12 protein-coding genes and 2 tRNA genes are annotated in these 19780 nt (G+C 40.0%); 5 read left to right on the plus strand and 9 right to left on the minus strand.

The features are described 5' to 3' along the window. Nucleotides 1-19: 19 nt before the first annotated feature. Nucleotides 20-2902 (minus strand): FAD-binding and (Fe-S)-binding domain-containing protein, encoded by a 2883-nt coding sequence (locus tag ACRRSQ_RS10910; RefSeq protein WP_440875765.1) that lies wholly within the window; start codon nt 2900-2902, stop codon nt 20-22. Nucleotides 2903-3129: 227 nt separating this feature from the next. On the opposite strand from ACRRSQ_RS10910, the gene ACRRSQ_RS10915 reads away from it, so the two are divergent. Both ACRRSQ_RS10915 and ACRRSQ_RS10920 read left to right on the plus strand, forming a co-directional pair. Next, entirely contained in the window at nt 3130-4032 is a 903-nt protein-coding gene (locus ACRRSQ_RS10915) for a LysR family transcriptional regulator (protein WP_440875766.1), read from the plus strand. Nucleotides 4033-4293: 261 nt separating this feature from the next. Then, nucleotides 4294-5301 (plus strand): glycine-rich protein, encoded by a 1008-nt coding sequence (locus ACRRSQ_RS10920; protein WP_440875767.1) that lies wholly within the window; start codon nt 4294-4296, stop codon nt 5299-5301. A gap of 105 nt (nt 5302-5406) precedes the next feature. Here ACRRSQ_RS10920 and ACRRSQ_RS10925 read toward each other — a convergent pair whose 3' ends face one another. After that, on the minus strand, nt 5407-6009 hold the full coding sequence (locus ACRRSQ_RS10925) for a peptidyl-prolyl cis-trans isomerase (protein WP_440875768.1): 603 nt from the start codon (nt 6007-6009) through the stop codon (nt 5407-5409). Between the two features lie 15 nt (nt 6010-6024). Next, nucleotides 6025-7701: a hypothetical protein gene (locus tag ACRRSQ_RS10930; protein ID WP_440875769.1), complete on the minus strand. Its 1677-nt coding sequence runs from the start codon at nt 7699-7701 to the stop codon at nt 6025-6027. A gap of 162 nt (nt 7702-7863) precedes the next feature. Between ACRRSQ_RS10930 and ACRRSQ_RS10935 the strand changes: the two genes are divergently transcribed. Then, the gene (locus ACRRSQ_RS10935) at nt 7864-8511 is read left to right on the plus strand and encodes a response regulator (protein ID WP_440875770.1); all 648 of its coding nucleotides are present in this window, start codon (nt 7864-7866) and stop codon (nt 8509-8511) included. Nucleotides 8512-8515: 4 nt separating this feature from the next. On the opposite strand, the gene ACRRSQ_RS10940 is transcribed toward ACRRSQ_RS10935, so the two are convergent. Beyond that, nucleotides 8516-10279: an ATP-binding response regulator gene (locus tag ACRRSQ_RS10940; protein ID WP_440875771.1), complete on the minus strand. Its 1764-nt coding sequence runs from the start codon at nt 10277-10279 to the stop codon at nt 8516-8518. 389 nt (nt 10280-10668) lie between these two features. On the opposite strand from ACRRSQ_RS10940, the gene ACRRSQ_RS10945 reads away from it, so the two are divergent. Further along, nucleotides 10669-11241, plus strand: coding sequence for a PEP-CTERM sorting domain-containing protein (locus tag ACRRSQ_RS10945; protein WP_440875772.1), 573 nt, complete (start codon nt 10669-10671; stop codon nt 11239-11241). Nucleotides 11242-11407: 166 nt separating this feature from the next. Here ACRRSQ_RS10945 and ACRRSQ_RS10950 read toward each other — a convergent pair whose 3' ends face one another. Continuing rightward, nucleotides 11408-13498 (minus strand): winged helix-turn-helix domain-containing protein, encoded by a 2091-nt coding sequence (locus ACRRSQ_RS10950; RefSeq protein WP_440875773.1) that lies wholly within the window; start codon nt 13496-13498, stop codon nt 11408-11410. A 184-nt stretch (nt 13499-13682) separates the two neighbouring features. Between ACRRSQ_RS10950 and ACRRSQ_RS10955 the strand changes: the two genes are divergently transcribed. Continuing rightward, the gene (locus tag ACRRSQ_RS10955; protein ID WP_440875774.1) at nt 13683-15677 is read left to right on the plus strand and encodes a serine hydrolase; all 1995 of its coding nucleotides are present in this window, start codon (nt 13683-13685) and stop codon (nt 15675-15677) included. Nucleotides 15678-15862: 185 nt separating this feature from the next. Here ACRRSQ_RS10955 and ACRRSQ_RS10960 read toward each other — a convergent pair whose 3' ends face one another. The 4 genes from ACRRSQ_RS10960 to ACRRSQ_RS10975 form a co-directional block, all read right to left on the minus strand. Continuing rightward, nucleotides 15863-18529 (minus strand): DUF7133 domain-containing protein, encoded by a 2667-nt coding sequence (locus tag ACRRSQ_RS10960; RefSeq protein ID WP_440875775.1) that lies wholly within the window; start codon nt 18527-18529, stop codon nt 15863-15865. A 499-nt stretch (nt 18530-19028) separates the two neighbouring features. Next, a tRNA-Thr gene (locus ACRRSQ_RS10965) sits at nt 19029-19104 on the minus strand. Between the two features lie 102 nt (nt 19105-19206). Beyond that, nucleotides 19207-19282 (minus strand) — tRNA-Phe (locus ACRRSQ_RS10970). A gap of 178 nt (nt 19283-19460) precedes the next feature. After that, entirely contained in the window at nt 19461-19733 is a 273-nt protein-coding gene (locus ACRRSQ_RS10975; protein WP_440875776.1) for an oxidative damage protection protein, read from the minus strand. Between the last annotated feature and the right edge of the window lie 47 nt (nt 19734-19780).

The raw sequence follows: 19780 nt of genomic DNA on the forward strand, positions 1-19780 counted from the left end.
ATTTACACTAACTAATGAATCAATTAGTCACCTTGTCAACTAAATAGGCAATTGACTGATAATCAATACCACTATGCTGTGATAAGCCAATTTCACAGGTACGACTATTACTGTAGCCCTTAGTGCAACCACTTGGAATTTGCGCTTTTAATGGCGCCAATGCACTTGCGTTTAACTCTGGTAAAGTAAAGCCTTTATCGCCAGCAAAACCACAACACTGAATATGCTCAGGCACAGTGACATTATTACTACAGCGCTTAGCTAAGCTTAGCATTGTTTGCGCTAAACCCATGCGCTGACTAGAACAAGTAACATGAAGCATCACCGGCTCGTCTGTTGGCGAAAACGTTAAGTATTGGCTCAAGGTATCTTCAATAAAGCCAGCTAGTTCAACAATATTCAGTCGATTAGCAACTTCCTCACTTTCCAACATCATCGATTTACACGGACTGGTATCAAATAAAATCGGCAACTGCCCTTGCTCGCTCACTTGATAAAGAAAATCCGCCGTGGCGAGGCGTTTGTCATCCGCTTGTTCAAACATGCCTTTGCTATTAAATGGCATACCACAACAAAAGCCACTAAAGTCAGGGCTTATCACTTCAAAACCTGCTTTAGCGAGCAAAGATAACGTCACTTCCGTTAGCGAGCGTTGTTCACTGGCATTTACCGCAGCGCCCATATTTCGGCTGGCACAACTTGGGAAATACACCACTTTTTTCAGATTAGCGGTAGCTGCTAAGGCACTACTTTTCTCAATGTTTACGGCTGGTGCTTGTACAGTACTCGCTTGAGGTTGAGGTTGAGATTGAGGTTGATAATTGGCTTTATTTGGCATTGCCGCCGTCCAACGCGGAATTTTATTAAAACTAACGGTGCTCACAACGCCCGATATTTTTGCTAACGCTGAACTGCCAATTATTTTTTGCACAACAGCAACACTGGCGAGGCTCATTTTGGTAATGCTTTCAACTAAGGCAAATTTATTGGCCAGTTTTTGAGATAAACCTTGATAACCACTGTTATTGCTATGGCGAATTTGACGTATTAAATCACCAGTATTGATGTTTACTGGGCAGCGCTCTTCGCAAAGCCCTGTGGCGGCGCAGGTATCAACACCAAGGTATTGAAAGTCGTCACGCATTTGCTTTAACTGCTGGGGGTTTTCGTTACTGCGTTCTAAGCGCTTTATTTCACGATAACTGGCTATGCGTTGCCGCGGGGTAAAGCTCAGATCTTTAGACGGACACACAGGTTCGCAGAAACCACATTCAATGCACTTATCAACAATATCGTCAGCGATTGGCATCCCTTTTAACGACGAAATGTGCGCTTGTGGATTGTCGTTAATGATCACGCCAGGGTTAAGTAAATTATCAGGATCAAATAAGGCTTTTATCTGTTCCATTAATTGATAACCCTGCTTACCCCACTCTAACTCGACATAAGGCGCCATATTGCGACCTGTGCCATGCTCAGCTTTTAATGAGCCTTGATATTTAACGGCAACTAATTGGCAGACATCGTCCATAAACGCGGCATAGCGATCTATCTCAGTTTGGCTTGCAAATTCTTGTGTAAAGACAAAATGCAAATTGCCTTCGAGTGCATGACCAAAAATAATCGCTTCGTCGTAATGATACTTATCAAATAGTGCCTGTAAGTCACTCACGCCTTGTGCTAATTGCTCTACAGGAAATGCTACATCTTCGATAATGACGGTTGTGCCGCTTTCTCGTACCGCGCCAACTGCTGGAAAGGTTTGTTTTCTAATTGCCCAAAGTTTTGAATACGCATTAGCGTCGGCAGTAAAGTCGATGCAATTGGTTTGCTCAAATTGAGTTAAACACGTTTTTAATTGGCTAATTTGTTCGGCCAATAAATCTTGATTTGCCGCACGGGTTTCAATTAATAGTGCAGCAACATCATCATCAAGGGTTTTAATAAAGTCCGGCAAGCCTTCCATGTCACTTACTGACGCAAGTGAGCGGCGGTCTAATAACTCCACCGCAGAGACATTTTCTTTCGCTAGCGCAGATACCGCTTCACACGTCACGTTAATATTTGGAAAAAAGACCAGTGATGAAGCGCGGTGTTTATATTCAGGCACTGTATTTAGGGTAATCGATGAAATAAACCCGAGTGTACCTTCAGAGCCAACAAATAAATGCGCGAGCATATCAACAGGATCATCAAAATCAACCAAGGCATTTATTGCATAACCTGTGGTATTTTTCAGGCGGTACTTATGCTTGATCAGCTGATGTAATTCTTCATTGAGTTTAACGCCATTGGCAAGTGTTTTTAATTTGGCGAGCAGCATGCCATGAGATTGTTCAAAAGCGGCGACGCTGGCTTTATCGCCTGTATCTAAAATCGTTCCGTCATGCAAAATAATTCGAATACTGGACAGCGTATGATAGCTATTTTGCGCCACGCCACAACACATGCCGCTGGCATTATTAGCAACAATCCCACCCACTTTACAGGTATTTATTGAGGCAGGATCTGGTCCAATTTTGCGGTTATAAGGCAGTAAGTATTTATTGGCATCTGCGCCAATAACCCCTGGCCCTAAGGTAATACGATCGCCTAAGTCAGCGATTTGAAAGCTACGCCACTTATTGGTGAGCATCACTAAAATACTGTCAGACTGTGCTTGCCCAGATAAACTAGTACCGGCGGCGCGATAAGTTATCGCCAGTTTAAACTGATTTGCTTTTTCAATAACTTGAACCAACTCAGCTTCTGAGTCTACTTGCAAAACCACTTGTGGGGTTAGTCGATAAAAACTGGCATCGGTGCCATAAGCAAAGCGTTTGGCATAATCAGTGATAATGCGCGCTTTTGGCAAAATATTTTCTAAGCTGCGGGTAAAATCTTGATAGCTTGAATGATTCATCGAAACACGCTCCACATGGAAAAAGTGCCATCAACTTTGTTTGGCTTTGGTGTGTATTCACACATATTAGGCGTTTTTACATTGTTCATGGCGACCTCTAAACCTATTCTCTATCGTTTATTTACCAATAACATTTATGTGAACAATTTATCGACAAACCAATTATTAATATATAGCATGTAAATTAATTTATTATTTCCAAAAACGTCTTAATACATGGCTAATATATGTCTAATGCTAATGAATTGTCACTATTTGCTTTAGTTGTAGAAGCGCAATCTTTTAATAAAGCTGCTGAAATTGCAGGTATTTCTACGCCAGCGCTAAGTAAAAAAATCACTAAACTCGAACAAAGTTTAGGTGTGCAACTACTGCATAGAACAACACGGCGTTTAAATTTAACCGAAGCTGGCAACGTGCTTTATCAACATGCCAAATCAATTAACAAGCAAGTTAGTGAAGCGGTTAGTGCGGTAAGCAATTTTAGCGAAGACATTCAAGGTACAGTCAAAATGACCGTGCCGACTATTTCTGGCGAACTGTTACTGGCTGAAATTATAGCCGAATTTTGTCAACTGCATCCGAAAGTCAATGTTGATATGCGTCTTGAAAATGAATTTGTTGATTTAGTTAAAGAAGGTTTAGATTTAGCGGTACGAACTGGCGTATTAGAAGATTCTAGCTTAATTGCCAAACCACTGATCACCTCAAACTGGATCGTCTGTTGCGCGCCCAGTTATATTGCTAAACATGGTTCGCCAACAACCGTTGAGCAATTGAGTAAGCATAACTGTTTAGCCTATACCTACCAAACCGCAGGCGCTTATGATTGGCACTTTACCAAAGCGGGTAAAAAGCAAGTTATTAAAATTTCGGGTAATTTTGCCGCGAACAATGCACTAGCCCTAAGAAAAGCTGCACTGGCAGGTTATGGCATTATTTATGTTCCACGCTGCAGCGTTTATGAAGACATGCAACAAGGACGTTTAGTGCCGATATTAACCGACTACAAAGCACGTTCACTCGGCATATATGCTGTTTACCCTTATACGCGCCATCACCCAGAAAAAATTAAACGCTTAATAGAGCACATGAAGCAAGCTTATTTAAACATTAGTGAGTATTTTTAAGTGAAACCTAGAGAAAATTAAAATGTGAATGACAAACTGATTCGCACACAAATTCGTCCTCAACGTTAACAAATCTCCCTGTTTAAGTGATGTCAGTATTTTTTACAAACAATACAAGCCCTCAATAACTTCAAAAGCCATCACGCTGAAAATGTTGATAATTTATACAATGGTATGAATTTTGAATTATAAAGGCTTGTACACAATTCGTATTGTTACGCTGTCTCCCTAACCGGAAAATAACGAAAAAGGATTACCACTGTGAATACAACAATAATCAAAAGCCTATTTGCTAGCTTGGCTCTGTGTACCAGTAGTTTAGTTAGTGCAAGTATTATCACCTACGACTTTACCACCTGTGGCGCAACTGGCGCGAGTGGTCCTTCACAAGCTGCATGTAACTCAGCTTACACAGGTACGACGCTAGATGGTGAAGTTACCGTGAGCTCAGGTATTCAAAACTGGGCGGCACCTACAGCCGGTTTATACCAAATCACTGCATACGGCGCACAAGGCGCATCTGCAGATCCTTCATATTCAGGCGGTAGAGGCGCATCTGTTTCAGCCTTATTTGAATTAGACTTTAATCAGGTCTTGCAAATTTTAGCCGGTCAACAAGGTCAAGTTAGTGATAATAATGGCAGCGGTGGCGGCGGCGGTGGCTCATTTGTTGTCGATATTTTAAATAACCCATTATTAGTTGCCGGTGGTGGCGGTGGAACGCGCGCAAGTGTTTCTCAAAACGGTCACGATGCTTCAATTACTCAGTACGGCACAACGGGTAGTCAAAGTGCGACATCAGGCGGTGGCGTAATTAAAAATACAGGTCTGGGCCTAGGTGGTGACATGTTAGCATCTTCTTGGGGTTCAGCAGGTGCTGGTTTTTATGGCGATGGCGCAAACGATGGCATTTATGGCACTGGCGGCAGTTCGTGGGCCAATGGCATGTTAGGCGGTACAATAGGTTCTTCATGTAGCGGCGTAGGCGCAAATGGTGGCTTTGGTGGTGGTGGCTCAGGTCATGGCTGTTGGGGTGGCGGCGGTGGCGGTGGCTACTCAGGTGGTGACGGTGGCCGAGTTGCTGGCGGTGGCGGTTCGTTTCTTTCAGGCGAACAACAATCAGCTCTTCGTGGTGTCGGTTTTGGTGACGGTTATGTCAGCATCTCATTAATCGAAGATTATCGCGTGGCTGATGTACCAGAGCCTTCTACGTTAGCTATTTTTGCTTTAGGTATTTTAGGCTTAGTTTCACGTAAGCTGAAAAAGTAAAACTAAAAACTTCTTAAACGAATAAATTAAAAACACCAATTGTGATGATTGGTGTTTTTTTATTGTTCATTCATTATTGATTAATTGCACTGTTGATTTATATTGCTATTGATTCATGGCGGTATTGAGCAAATGTAGCTTAATAACCGACGAGGCTTGCGTTAACGATTTAGGTTGTGCAACCTTATTAACCATCTGAATAAAAGAAAGTGAATTGTCATTTTTGATTTCAATCACTTGATTTGGCTCCATCGAAGCAATTGTAGATAAAATGTCTGCGGGAATATTTTCAGCCGCTAAATTGACAATTGACGGCTTATGAACAATGTTTTGTTGAATTAACCAATCACTCAATTCACCCAAGGTATTAACACCCTGGTAGTAAGACAGCACCTGTGCTATTTGCTGATCCGTTCCTTGCACCGTCAACTCTTGCAAGGTATATAAATATCGTTCGCTAAAGAGTGCAGGATGCTGTGCATAGAACTGCTTTATTTGCGCAGTGCCAATTTGGTATTTATCTAACTGCAATTGAATATCTTGGCGGCTAGATTGAAATGAAAATGACGAGCGATTTTCTTCCTGTGTTTCGGTGCTAGATGCGTTAGCCATTTGTGCAGTAAACGTTATCGAAAATACAGCAAGTGCTAAAAATTGCACACTAGCTTTTAGATAGTTACTAGGTTTGGGTTTAAAAAGACTTGTCATGTGAATACCCTACAATTAGATTTGATAACGAGTTGCGCGAACAATAAACACCAACACAGCGAGTAGCATTAAATACACGCTTTTTGGCTCGGCCACCCCTACGGGCGGATTATCAATAATATTGCTTGCGAAGCTGTATTCTTGAAAACCAGCCATTTGCCAAGACCTATTATATAAGCTGGCACTTACGAGCCCATTGGTCTGTGCACTTTCTTCCACCATGCACTCGTTAAATGCAGTGAAGATTACCGTAATTTTCATACAACCCATTTTAAGTTCAATAAAAGGGTCTATCGTTGCTGCGGTATTATTGTGAAATAAAGGATCATCAAGAAAATAAGTACGGTTAATTAACTGGCCTACTTGGTCATTAAAGAAAAAATCTGCACTTTCCCCTAATGCCATATCAAAAATACCATCGTCGTATGTTTCTTCGACCAGTTCTCGAACATGATAAGTTCGTTCACAAATGCCAAAGAAGTTACATGTATTTGTGAAATACGCGATATCTGGACAATTTTGTAATAAAAAGCCACATTCAGCCGCTGTTTTTTCAACGATCTGAGTTACCATTCTTGTGATAGGTTGATCAAACTCTAAACGCACAGTTGCATTAGGATCGATATTAAATTCTTGTTGCATGCCCAGTGTTGGGCCAACCTGAAGATCGAGAATGTTATATTCAATTTTGGCTTCAGTAGGGCCTACCTTTTCTTTAATTTCATTATGTAATAAGCCAGGAGAACCGTACCAAGCTTCAAGTAAGCCAGTTAAACTTATGCCTGCATCTAAAAGATTTTGATTGGTTTGCAACGACAAGCCGTTGCCGGTAATTTCACCACCAGATTGGTCTGTTAAAGTATGAAAAGTAACATCACCAATGATAGGTGAAGGATCAGCTGGGTTTTGCGGCGTAGCTTCGTCATCAACACCATCTGGATTAGACTTTGTCGGCATATGGATATTTTTCGGTTTATCAAACACCTTAATTGGTAACTCGTGGCCAAAAACATCAAAAGGTTTATCGCGATTAAGATCTATACCAAATAAGTTAAATTCGCCCGCGTGTACACCAATATTACTGGTGCTGCCGCCACAGCCAACAAAAGTCGCACAAGCAACTGCCGACATAGAAACGTCAAGGTCGAGTATGCCATTTAAACTGGCACTAAAACTAGGTGCATTAGCCGTTATCGCTGCTGAATTTTCGATATTTACGCCAGTACCAATACTAAACATTTGGTTAGCAGCCGATACATCGCCAATATCAATTGTGGTGGCAACAGGTAAAAACACATCGATACTGCCGCCAGAGGCTTGTGCATTTAGCTTTAACCCCACTTGTCCGGAGGTAGCAACTCCCACTTCAGCTCCCGTCCGGGTGTCAACATTATCAAGGCCAACACAATGCCCCATTATCCTTCCGCCAATACAGGTATCTTTGCTGCCAGATATGCTCCCGAAATTAATCGATTCGGCTTCGCCACCTTGATAGGTGCCCCAACGCGTCACTAATTCATGTTCAGTGCGCCAGCTAGCGTGTCTGCCTTGTTTCCACATATTCTGATTTAAGGTCGTAAATTCCATGCGGTCGGTAATAATTGCTGCATGGCTTTGTGAGTAAAAAACACTAATAACAATGGCAAATGCCGTAATTAAGTGCCTTAAAATGAAAAGTATTTTATCTTCCATAATAAGATTGTCCTTGTGATGTAAGTCACACTACTTTATTAATAAACAGCTAGTGCGTCTTCACCCAAAAGTATGAAAATGAATCAGTTCTTTGAGGTAAGTTGGCTGATGCGCCAAGAACTGTTTATAGTGTTTATTAACAAGTAACAACAGAGGCGATTTGTGAATATATTAATCATTGATGATCACCCGCTATTTATCGATGGTATTAGCCAACTGCTAAAACAATTAGCCGAAAAAGTTGTACTTCATAGTGCAACATCAGCGATATGTGCACTTGAACAACTTAGTAGCGGCATCGATTTTGATATTGTGATTTTAGACTTAAACATGCCCAACATTGACGGTTTGTCATTATTGCAGCGCTTTCATGCTGACGATTTATGTATTCCTGTGATCATTGTGTCGTCAGAAGAGCAAGTTGGCTTGATTCAGCAAGCATTGAATTGGGGCGCAATGGGCTTTATTCCGAAAAGCTTTACTACTGAGCAAATCCTGAATGGCGTTAAAACAGTACTCGAAGGAGAAATTTATATTCCCTCAAATATTCAACAACTGTTAAGTCGACAAGTTGCACGAGACGCGGCAACACATACACAGTCAGCCATAAATAAATCGGGCCTTAGTCACAAACAGTTTGAAATTTTAGTACTACTTGCCAAAGGCTTTTCCAACAAAAAAATAGCCACGATACTTCATCGAACCGAGCACACAGTAAAGTCTCATATTGCAGCAATATTTAATGTATTAGGGGCAGAAAATCGCACTGAGTGCGTAACAATTGCCAAAAAAAGAGGACTAGTAGATTAAAGGATTAATGGTTGAGCATATGATTCATCAGCACACGTAATTTTGCCGGTTTAATTGGCTTGTGTAGCACTTTGTAATGGCTTTGGCTAATTTCTTCAATGATTGCCTTTTCTGTCTCGCCAGTAATTAAAATAGCGGGTATTGTTTTTTGATACCTCTGATTAATAGCCGATATTGCTTCCAAGCCCGTTCGATGTTTTGCAAGCCTAAAATCTGAAATTATCAATGCCGGAAAGTTATCGCTGCTATCTAATGCTTCAATGGCCGTTAAAGCGCTATTAGCCGCAATTACCTGACAGCCCCATTTTTCAAGCATAACTGTCATCGCGGTCAATACATCTTCATCGTCTTCAATGATTAAAATATGTTTATCTAACAATTGGGTTTGGCTCGGTAACAAGGTGTTTTCTTGTTGCTTTGTTACCTTCAAATTACTTATCGGTAATGTTAACGAAAATACCGACCCTTTGTTTTCAACAGAGCGCAGCTTTATTTGATAATTAAGCAAATCACATAATCGTTTAACTATCGCTAAGCCTAACCCCAATCCTTTATTTCGATTACGCTCTGGATTATGTAGCTGAACAAACTCTTGAAAAATAAGCTCTTGTTTACTTTTCTCTATGCCTTTTCCACTATCCCATACTTGAATTAAGCAGTTACCTCCACTGCGACGACATGCTAGTAAAATTTTGCCTTGGTCGGTATAACGAATCGCGTTGCTGACTAAATTACGAAGAACTCGCTCAAGCCACAATGGATCAGTGTTAACCACGATATTTGAAGAGCGAAAAGACAAGTTCAGCTGTTTGTGCTTTGCTTCTAGCTCAAATTCATGTACTACTTTTTCAAATATGTCAGAAACATAAAAGGCCGTTGGTTGAACATCTATAGTATTAGCATCTATTTTAGAGATATCTAATAAGGCATTAAACAGCTCACCAAGCGAATGAACAGACTGCTCAAGCTTTTCATACAAGCCTAAACGTTGCTGTTTTTCATCACAATAGCGAATGGCATCAAGCAGCAAACTCATCGCATGCAAAGGTTGGCGTAAATCGTGACTGGCTGCCGCCAAAAAACGAGACTTGTCTTTGTTCGCCTTTTCAGCAATTTCTTTTGCAATTTCAACTTGTGCTTTTTGTTCAAGTAACGATTTAACTAATTCACTGTTTTCAAATCGCAACTGCAAACCAGCAACAATACTGCGATTAAGACTGCGAGTGGAGATGAGCATAACGACAAACGCTAAAAAAATAAAAAGAAAGGTGGTAAACCAACCTTCTGCCGGATAAGAAATAGCTAAATACAAGGCTTTAGTTGATGCACAAAAACCAAGAGGAAAAATAAAAGAGATAACTGCAGGTAAATAGGTAGAGCTAGATCCTATAGTAACAACCATGAGGCCCGCTAAAACAAATAAAACAAAATAAAAACTCAGTGGCGTTAAATTAATAAAAACCAAAGCCCCCCAAATAAAGCCATAAACGACACTGCCGCCCAAATAGCTTATTTTCAAAAACCTCAAGTTTTTCTGTTGCTGACGATTATATTGGCTAGTTAAATACGCTCGAAATAAAGGCGGAATAAAGGTGCAGCCATACCACAGCATCAGTAAGAGATGATCTAGCTGATTCCAAAGCCAGCCGAGCATAGCAGTAGAGATTAGGAATTGACCAATGATCAACCACCAACTATTGGCGAACAATATATCAAACTGCGTTTTAAGTAAGGTATTGGTAGTGAACGTTCGGGGCTGAAATTTCATAAATTACTCACAAGTCTTTATCAAAAGCCAAAAAGCTGCTTTACGATTTAAACACTGGTGATGAGTTTGACGTTTAACGATCATATTCCCTATGCTTTATGTTAACTATTTGTCCTTGTTAATTAAAATATACCTGTGACTAATAATTAGCAATCAAATAAATTAACCACGCTAAACATATTGTCTACACAACTGATTAACTATATTTATGTCAAAAAACTTTACAAAATCAGAGTAACAAATCAAATACCAACAGCTAATAAACTGAATAAATAGATTTTTTTATGTTTGGTATGTTTTATGCTTACTCCATAAAGATTAATAGACTTTATAAACTTATGACTGACCTCTCCAAAATTAGTAACTAAGCATTAAAAAAGGAACAACAAATGAAATCTCCAAAAACAAGTATTTTAGCTCTTTTGGCTAGTTTTTTATTTACAGCATCAACCCAAGCTAACCTAATAGTTGATTGGGAGGACGATGGCGGAGACTTAGTCATAACTTGGAATGGATTCATCGACGGTTGGGAAACAGCTAATGGAATTTCCCAATTCGATGCTAACACTAAAATTATACAAACTGGTAACGGAATGCATGCCCTAGATGGACTGGTTGACCTGTATTGGCCAAATTCTGGCCTAGGGCACAACTGGTATACAGGTCCTTCGCATTACAACGGTGTATTGTTAGGCGATTCATTTGGCATATCTGGTAACGGTCTTTGGATTTATATGCCAGGAAACTATGCAGGGCAAACCATTTCAGGCTCTTTAACTTTCGCCTCTGCAGGAAATCTTGTAAGTAACTTTGTTGCGGGCTCTAGAGACCTTGGTTTTGGTGAAAATGATACAGTAATTTTTCAGGCAGCCGCTCCTTCTCAACCGGTTCCAGAACCTTCTACGTTAGCTATTTTTGCTTTAGGTATTTTAGGCTTAGCTTCACGTAAACTGAAAAAGTAAAACGAAAAAAATAAAACTAAAAACTTCTTAAACGAATAAAATAAAAACACCAATTGTGATGATTGGTGTTTTTTTATGCCTACTTATAAACATTTATTTAAATAATAAAGTCAAAGCCTTGATTCAACTCGCTGCAAATACTCTTTTAATCAATAATACTCAGCCGCTAGTTTTGACTAAATTCCACCAGCTCTCTTCTGCCGCCAATAAATTTGGTAGCAAGCATTTGCTCATTTTTAATATCACTTACGTAGGTAATGTTTTTATCTAATGTTGCTATCGTCTGTAAGGTATTAGTTTCTAGGTCGAATTTCCACAATTGTGCTTGCGAGTTAATGCCATACAAAGCGTTATTTTTGGGTAATACATAATCGCCAAGTAGTTTATTGTTTAACATCGAGATTGGTCGCGCGCTTTCACTTTCATAACGCCAAAAGTTATTTTTGTTATCTAAATAAACGAGCTGTTCATCGTTAATGTAAGCAGACCATAGAACATGTTCAATGTTTAAGTTGGTGGTTGAGCCGGTGTCTATATCAACACTAAATAATTGCGCTTTACCCGCTTGAATGTCGGTGATCAGCAACTTGTTTTGATGTGTCCATGGCATAACTAATTTAACCGCTATCGGAGTTTCAAGTGTTTGATAACTGCCGTCTAGTTTCACTATCGTTACTTGGTTTTTAACATTCACCACTAATGCACTGCCATCGGGTGACCAATCGTATCGAGTGCTTTTAAGCCCTTGAGGAAATTTAGTCAGCTGATAGGTTTTCCCGTTGTCATGCAACCACAGCTGACGTGTGCCAGAGCGCAACGAGACAAAAGCGATTAACGCGCCATTAGGCTGAAACTTGGCATTAACATCAACACCGGTTGAACGAGATATCACTTCTAGCTCAGCTGATGCTTGTTCTGTATTTAAATAACCTATATCAAAGTCTTTACTGCCTAAGGTTACCGCAAACTTGGTTTGACTTGGGTGATAACTCGGTGCCCACATGCCTGAGCGGTTAGGCGAATGCATTAATTGCAAAGTGCCATCAAAATCGAGTCGATAAACTTTTCCGTCAACATTGGTGAGAAAATGTTTGCCGTCAGCAGAAAACTTAATGGGAAAACGGGCATACACCGAGTGGTTTGGATCGCGTATAATTTTTGACTCATTTTGTACCTCGCCCGCCAGGGTTAATATTCTTAATACATCGACCTTATTTTTTTCTGCTGACACCGTGGCAAGTAAACCCGTTTGCGGTGAATAATCCAGAGAATATATATGACCTGCATGTTCATGTGGCACTTTGGTCAGGGTATTAGCAATGGCATCATAAATCATCAACTCTGCTTGATTGCTTTCAAGTTGCGGGTATTGAAGCAAGGCAATTCGTCCGTCGTTTAACCAAGTTGGCTGTGTGGTTTTAATCTCGGCACAGTCATAACGAAGTGTATTTTTGGCATTGCCATGCCACGCTTGGGCAAAATCTAGGGTTTGTAACTGCCAACATTGCTGACCTTGTTCGGGTTTAGCAGAACAATCAGACTGCAAGACAAAGGCTAATTGTGAACCGTCTGACGACCAAGTTAGTTGGCTGTAATGGCCCGGCACAATGCTTAAACGTTCTTCTTGGTTGTTATTTAAATCTTTTGCCCACAAATGGCTTTCACACTGACCTACAAAACGGTTAAATACTAAGTATTTTCCGTCAGGCGAATAAGAGGCATTAAATTCTTGCTCGTCACTTGCTGTTAATGGGGTCACTTGATCAAACAAAGGTGTTTCTGACGGCCATAAAACAATGCTCAAGAAAGCAATAGCCAATACACTAGCAATAATTGCCGAAAATATCGTGCGCGTTTTCGTTTTTGTTTTTGTTTTATGAGTTGGAGTTTGTTCTTGATGCAGGTTTGGCTCAATAGTCGCTATTTTTTCAGTGCCGTTATCTTCCCAACGAACATTGGCTTCTAGGCTGTAACCTTTTTTAGCATGGGTTTTGATAAAGATCTGTTTTTTACTGTCATCACCAAAGGCTTTGCGCAAGTTGGCAATTGCTCGCTGCAAAGTATTTGGGCCAACAATACTGTTTTCCCAGACGAGATCCATCAGTTCTTCATGGCTAACAACCTCACCCGCACGAGAGGCCAAAACTTCTAAAACTTTTAGTACTTTAGGTGGTATTGATGTCGCTTGTTGTTGATGCTGTATTTGATTGCGATTGACATCAATATAGTAGTTATTCACCCAAAATTGTTTGGTCATATATAAGAAAGTCCTTTAGCTCTAGAAGAACGAATCTTACCGCGCTCTTACCCTCGAAATAAAGCTGAATACTGAGAAATCAGCTAAACGTCAGGTTTTATTCAAGTACATCAGCTCAAGTTCTGGCAAGTTATCAACATATTTCATAGGTCAAAAACTAAAAAATGAACGAGGGTGAACAACAATGAATGTGAATATTAAAAGCATGCTAATGCTTGCTTTGTTAGCGAGTATTAGTAGCAAAGTCATGGCGGAAACGGGCGAGCATAAAACTATTTCAAAAGGCCCGTATCTTGGGCAAAAAACGCCTGGGCTTATCCCTGAAGTTTTTGCGCCAGGCATTATTTCAACACCAGGCTGGGAATACGGCGTTGTATTTTCGCCAAGCATGAATGAAATGTATTATCTTAAAGAAGTCGGCACGAATGAAGATGCAAAAGCCCAGCTTGTCGTATTTGAAAAACAAGAAGAGAATTGGGTTAAGCGAGTAGATTCACCAAGAGTGGGCACACCAACCTTATCAACTGACAATAACACCATGTTTTTGGGACGTGGTTATAAACAACGTACTCAAAAGGGTTGGTCAGAAATTAAAAGGTTAGGGCCTGATTTTGAACCGTTTCGCATCATGCGGGTGACTTCTTCATTTAACGGTACTTTGGCATTTGATGAAGCGGTAAAAGATGGTGAAGGCTTATTGCGTTATTCAACCTTGAAAAATGGTAAATATTTAGCGCCAAAACCTTTTCCCAAGCAAATAAATACCGGTAAGTGGAATGCACACCCTTTTATTGCCCCTGATGAAAGCTATGTTATTTGGGATGGGCAGCGTGGCATTGGTATGCAGCACCCAGATTTATTCATCAGTTTTAAAGAGCGTGATGGCACCTGGGGGGAAGCGATTAAGTTTGGCGAGGAAATTAATACACCAAGCTCGGAATTTGCGGCACAGGTATCGCCTGATGGAAAATACCTATTCTTTAATCGCAATGTTGCAGGGCGCGAGGTTGATACATTTTGGGTTGATGCAAAAGTTATTGAGCAACTAAAGCCTGAACATCTAAAAAAGTACGCGGCTAAGCAAGCACCAAAGGGCACGCCTACTCAAGCAGTGAGTTCGCTTCGTGATATTCCGGCTTTACCCCGCGCCTTTATCGATACCGCGCCAACGTCTAACGATACTTTGCTCAACGCAGGCAAGTTAGCATTAGCAAAAGATAAAACCACGGCAATTGTGCAACTAGCAAAAGAGATAGGCGAAGGGAAATATGGCAAGTACGACAGCTTAATGATCGCGCATAACAATACATTGGTCTTTGAAAGCTATCACCAAAAAGGCCGATATAACCTTGCTCACCCACAAGCTTCAGCAACCAAAGGCTTAACCAGTTTAATTGTTGGCCGTGCTATACAGCTAGGGTATTTAACCATGGATGACTTAAATAAACCGCTGATCAGTTTTTTAAAAGATCTAGATAAATCAACCTTAGCCAAAGGCGCCGATAAAATTACCTTGCATAAAGCGCTTACTATGCAAGGCGGCTTAACCATTGACAGGGAAAAGTGGCAAGAAATTGAAAAAACGCCAGCATCACTGCAAGGTCAAGGGTTAGTACAAACCCTACTTGAGCAGAGTTTAGCGATTTCCAATGACTCGCAACACTACAAATACGGTAATTTTAATCCGATGTTAGTGATGACAGTGATCGACGCAGTAGTACCAACAACAGCTGAAGATTTCATTAAAACAGAGCTTTTAGATAAGCTCAATATTAGCAACTATCGATGGCAAACCCACATAAGCGGCTTACCACAAGCGGGCTCACGCGCGAGTTTAACCTCGCGTGATATGCTCAAATTAGGGTTTATTGTTGCGAACAACGGTAAGTGGCAAGGCCAGCCCTTTATTTCAGCGGACTATTTAGCCAAGGCAACCACTGGCATAGTAAAACCAACAGAAGACTGGATGCCAAAAGACTATCAATACGGTTATTTTTGGTATCACACCCCAGTTAACATTAATGATAAAAGCTATGATGTAAGCTTCGCTTGGGGCGGCGGCGGACAACGTATCATCGTAGTTAAAGCGCTCAACTTAGTTATTGCTATTACTGGCCATGACCGAGACGATACTATTATGAATAAAATTTCTGAGGTAGTGATCCCTGCGTTTATTTAACTGAATGTTAAAGTATATTCGCGTTAAGATGCATTAAGAAATTCATTTACTCATTATAGACAACAATGCCAAGTACTAGCTTGGCATTGACGTTTTTTCAACCATTAAACAACGTTTTAAATTTAAACAAGGCACTTCTTGATGGTGATGATGCTCTACCCTGAAATGCTTTTATATACATAAGGTTAGTTTATTGGACTGCCAAATATTTTCAATTCAGTAACTGCCCAAGCCACTTTAGAACTGCCATTTTTGAGAGTGAACTTAATAAACTTAGCTTTTTGACCAAGTGTTTCACTTACTCGGGTTGCACTCTTTTCAATATTTGAATCAACGGTTTTCCAATTTTTTCCGTCAATAGAAAATGTTAAATCGAAAGCGTTGGCGCAGTGATGCTTCCACTTATTACACTCCATCACAACTTGTGAAATTTGATAAACATTGGGCAATTCTACCTGCAACCACATACCTATTTCTTGTAAGCTTTCACTTCCCCATTTAGCCCAATCTGTTTTTCCGTCTATTAAAGCGTCGAAATTTTTGGGGTTATGGCTAGCGCTAAATTTCCATTCAGTCTTATTGGTTAATTCATTCCCGTAGGTTTGGTTTAATTCACTTATTGTCCACGGAGTATTTCTGTTGCTTAAAGACTTTAATGTTTTAATGTGATTAGCGGTAACCATGGAAGCTTCGTTATTAAAACTATTTCGAATATACGTGAGTACATCAGCTATCCATTGGTCATTATTTGATGCGATTGAAGCCATTATTCCACCAACATATTTTTCTTCTTCAATAGGCCCCGTTAAACCATGTAAAACAATGCTACCAAGACTCGCTAAACTGCCATTAACACGCGCATTATCATGAAATGATGGTGCAATTAACTGATCACCTGCGGGTGTGCCTTTACCATCTTTTCCATGACAGCTTGCACATAATGAATTGTAGTTTTGCATGCCACGTTTTAACGACAGCGCCAACGCTTTATTACCTTTAGCTAAAGCAGCAGATTTTTCTTTTTCTGCTATTTGATAGGTAATCGCCTTATTCATCGCGTTTATGCTTTTATGCTCAGGATATTTAGCCAGAATTTGATTACGGATTTTGTTTTGTTGTGCTGTTGGCGTATTAACATAGAAAGTAGATAAGAATATTTGCTGCGTTAGTTCAATATCGGCTTTTGAGAGTAGTGATTGCCAAACGTCAATAATGCTTTTGTCTGAGTTACTGACTAACTGTTCCGATATTCTTAAGGCTGCGGTGCGAACGTTACTGTCAACATCTGAAAAAGCTGACAATAATAAGTCTTTATCGATGATACCTAAACCCTCTAACGTCCATAAAGCATGTAAACGTGCATGACTATTTTTGTGGTTTTTAACTATGTTTTTAAGTTCAGGCACTACTGATTTGTCTTGAGAAAGCACAATGAATTTTTGCGCATTAATACGCCACCAATGATTTGCATGTGACAAATGTTTGGTTAATTCAATGGGTGTTTCAGCGTACATGTTTGGCTTTTCACCTAACTCAACCTCTGGTTTAGTAATTCGGTAAATTCGACCTCCACCAATGATGTCGGCCAAGCCAAATTTATCGATGACTTTTCTAAGGAAGGAACCTTCTTTAGTCCAGTTTCCTTCCTGAATAATCCCGCGGTACATATCAACAATGTACAGCGTACCGTCTGGACCTGTTTCACTCCAAACAGGGCGAAATGCGGTATCGGTTGATGCAATAAACTCTTTACGCTGTGCCTGATAAGGGTGGCTGATAGTGGTATAACCGTCTTTACGCACTACTTGGGCACGGCGAATTAAGTTACCAACAGGTTCAGGTGCAATATAGTCTCCATAAAGCTCAGGCAGTTTATCGCCTAAGTAAATATTTTGGCCGGCAATGCCCGTAATGTGATTGAGGGTATTATCTTCCCTTAAACGCTTAGAGCCACCTTGTACATCAGGAATTGTTTCAATCGGAAACACTTCGTTAAACCCTTCAGTTGTTTCACCATTAATAGGAATTATCCCGTAAACACTCGGGAACTGAAAACCAAATACTGGGTTCTCTCCACCAGCAGAAGAATAGTAAAAGCGTCCAGCTTCATCTTGCCCAAGGCCCCATTGCCCTCCGCCAAACAGTATTTCCTGACGTGTTACTTTGCCATTTTTTATACGATAACGTTGGTTGGTGTAGGTAACATATAGCCAGTTATCAATTCCCCAAATTAAGCCACTCGGTTGGTGTTCTAAATTCCCGCCGCGTGGGCCTCCTTCAAAAATGGTGGTTCGTTTATCAGAAATACCGTCACCATCTAAATCTTCGATCAATAATAGATCAAAGGTGTTGGTTTCTCGGGCTAGTATTTTTCCATCTTCAAGTGGCAAAATCATACGAGGTAACAGTAAATTTTCAGCAAACACCGTATAGCTATCTACCACACCATCGTTGTCGGTATCTTCAAGGCGCTTAATACGACTTACAGGATTCATTTGCCCTGTACCATCAGCATCTTGCATATAAGTTAGCATTTCAGCGACATACATTCGCCCTTTACCATCAAAGGTCATCAATACCGGTTCTTCGACTGCTGGTTCATGAGCAACAAGTTCTGTTATGAAGCCGTCTTGCACTACCATTTTTTCATGGGAAGCTTGTGGCGAAAGACCAATAACTTTATTTAAGTGATGCTTGTAACCAGCACCATGTGTATGACCTTTTGAGCTGTCGTTAGCTTTACTTGCTGATGAATTAGCCGTTTGTACATCTTCATTGTCAGTTGAAGAGTTACACCCTACTTGTAAACAAAGTGCTAGAAATAGCAAAGATCTACCGATTATTCTTATCATGGATTGGCTCATTTGAATGGTTTATAAAGTCGTGAATAATATTTATATAATTTAGCGTTAACTAGGTGATGAAAAATAGCACAGTTGCTAACAAACTATCACACTTTATTAGTCAAATTTGTTTTTTATTAATAACAAAGCAGGACTCGATAGATATCTATCATTAATACGGATTTTAAGCTTTTTGATATACAGTATGAAAATCTATAAGGATAAGAAAGTTCATTACAAATGGTTTGCCTAATTAAGAGCACTGATAAAAACTGCAATATTCTCCTGTCTATAATCTTCGATCATTTCCTAATATGATTTGGATATTGTGCCTATCAATAACACGAAATAGATAACAAAGTCTGATGTATACACCAAGAACAGTAGGAGGTTTGAGAAAATAATGGTGTAAGTGGAAATTGATTAAGAATTTAGCCAATGATTTATTGGTAAACAGATACAAAAAAGCCCTAACCGAAGTTAGGGCTTGATGCTTCCTACGAAAGAATGGTGCCGACTGCCGGAGTCGAACTGGCGACCTACTGATTACAAGTCAGTTGCTCTACCAACTGAGCTAAGTCGGCACACAAAACTGTGTGCGATAACTAATAGTAGACTACTAATTATCTTGGCACCGAATTAATGTTTAATCACTTAAACACAAATTCAAATTTGGTAATAAAGAATGGTGCCTTGACCCGGAATCGAACCAGGGACACGAGGATTTTCAATCCTCTGCTCTACCGACTGAGCTATCAAGGCGTCTCTTTATTCTTTGTCTTTTCGGCTGTGCCTTGAAGACGGGCGCTATTAAACTGTTTTTCGAATTCAACGTCAACTACTTTTTTCAAAAAAATGTTTGTTTGTTGCTTTTTTCTTCTTATTGTAGAAATAGCAAGCGAGAACGACAGTTTTTTAGCAGTGATACGCTAAAAGGCGATTATTTTTTCTCTGGCGTATAACCTTCAATCTCTGGCTCTTTGCCTTCAAATAAATAGGCAGTCATCGCATTTTCTAAAAAAGCACGGTCATCTGGGTTCATCATGTTCATTTTTTTCTCATTAATTAACATGGTTTGTTTTTTTTGCCAGTTAGTCCAAGCTTCTTGAGAAATATTATCAAAAATACGTTTGCCTAATTCGCCTGGGTATAATTGAAAGCCTAAACCTTCAGCTTCTTTTTTAAGGTTTTGACAAAAAACTGTTCTACTCATAATGATTCTCTAATTACTCTTTATTTACTGTAGCTAATTTAATGTAG

The organism is Thalassotalea sp. PLHSN55 (assembly GCF_052030545.1).
GTDB lineage: Bacteria > Pseudomonadota > Gammaproteobacteria > Enterobacterales > Alteromonadaceae > CANMXU01.

What these genes read in the sequence shown, in the direction of transcription:
- ACRRSQ_RS10910 (WP_440875765.1), bottom strand. Translation starts at nt 2,902, where the DNA reads ATGAATCATTCAAGCTATCAAGATTTTACCCGCAGCTTAGAAAATATT.
- ACRRSQ_RS10925 (WP_440875768.1), bottom strand. Translation starts at nt 6,009, where the DNA reads ATGACAAGTCTTTTTAAACCCAAACCTAGTAACTATCTAAAAGCTAGT.
- ACRRSQ_RS10945 (WP_440875772.1), top strand. Translation starts at nt 10,669, where the DNA reads ATGAAATCTCCAAAAACAAGTATTTTAGCTCTTTTGGCTAGTTTTTTA.
- ACRRSQ_RS10955 (WP_440875774.1), top strand. Translation starts at nt 13,683, where the DNA reads ATGAATGTGAATATTAAAAGCATGCTAATGCTTGCTTTGTTAGCGAGT.
- ACRRSQ_RS10940 (WP_440875771.1), bottom strand. Translation starts at nt 10,279, where the DNA reads ATGAAATTTCAGCCCCGAACGTTCACTACCAATACCTTACTTAAAACG.
- ACRRSQ_RS10915 (WP_440875766.1), top strand. Translation starts at nt 3,130, where the DNA reads ATGTCTAATGCTAATGAATTGTCACTATTTGCTTTAGTTGTAGAAGCG.
- ACRRSQ_RS10960 (WP_440875775.1), bottom strand. Translation starts at nt 18,529, where the DNA reads ATGATAAGAATAATCGGTAGATCTTTGCTATTTCTAGCACTTTGTTTA.
- ACRRSQ_RS10950 (WP_440875773.1), bottom strand. Translation starts at nt 13,498, where the DNA reads ATGACCAAACAATTTTGGGTGAATAACTACTATATTGATGTCAATCGC.
- ACRRSQ_RS10975 (WP_440875776.1), bottom strand. Translation starts at nt 19,733, where the DNA reads ATGAGTAGAACAGTTTTTTGTCAAAACCTTAAAAAAGAAGCTGAAGGT.
- ACRRSQ_RS10930 (WP_440875769.1), bottom strand. Translation starts at nt 7,701, where the DNA reads ATGGAAGATAAAATACTTTTCATTTTAAGGCACTTAATTACGGCATTT.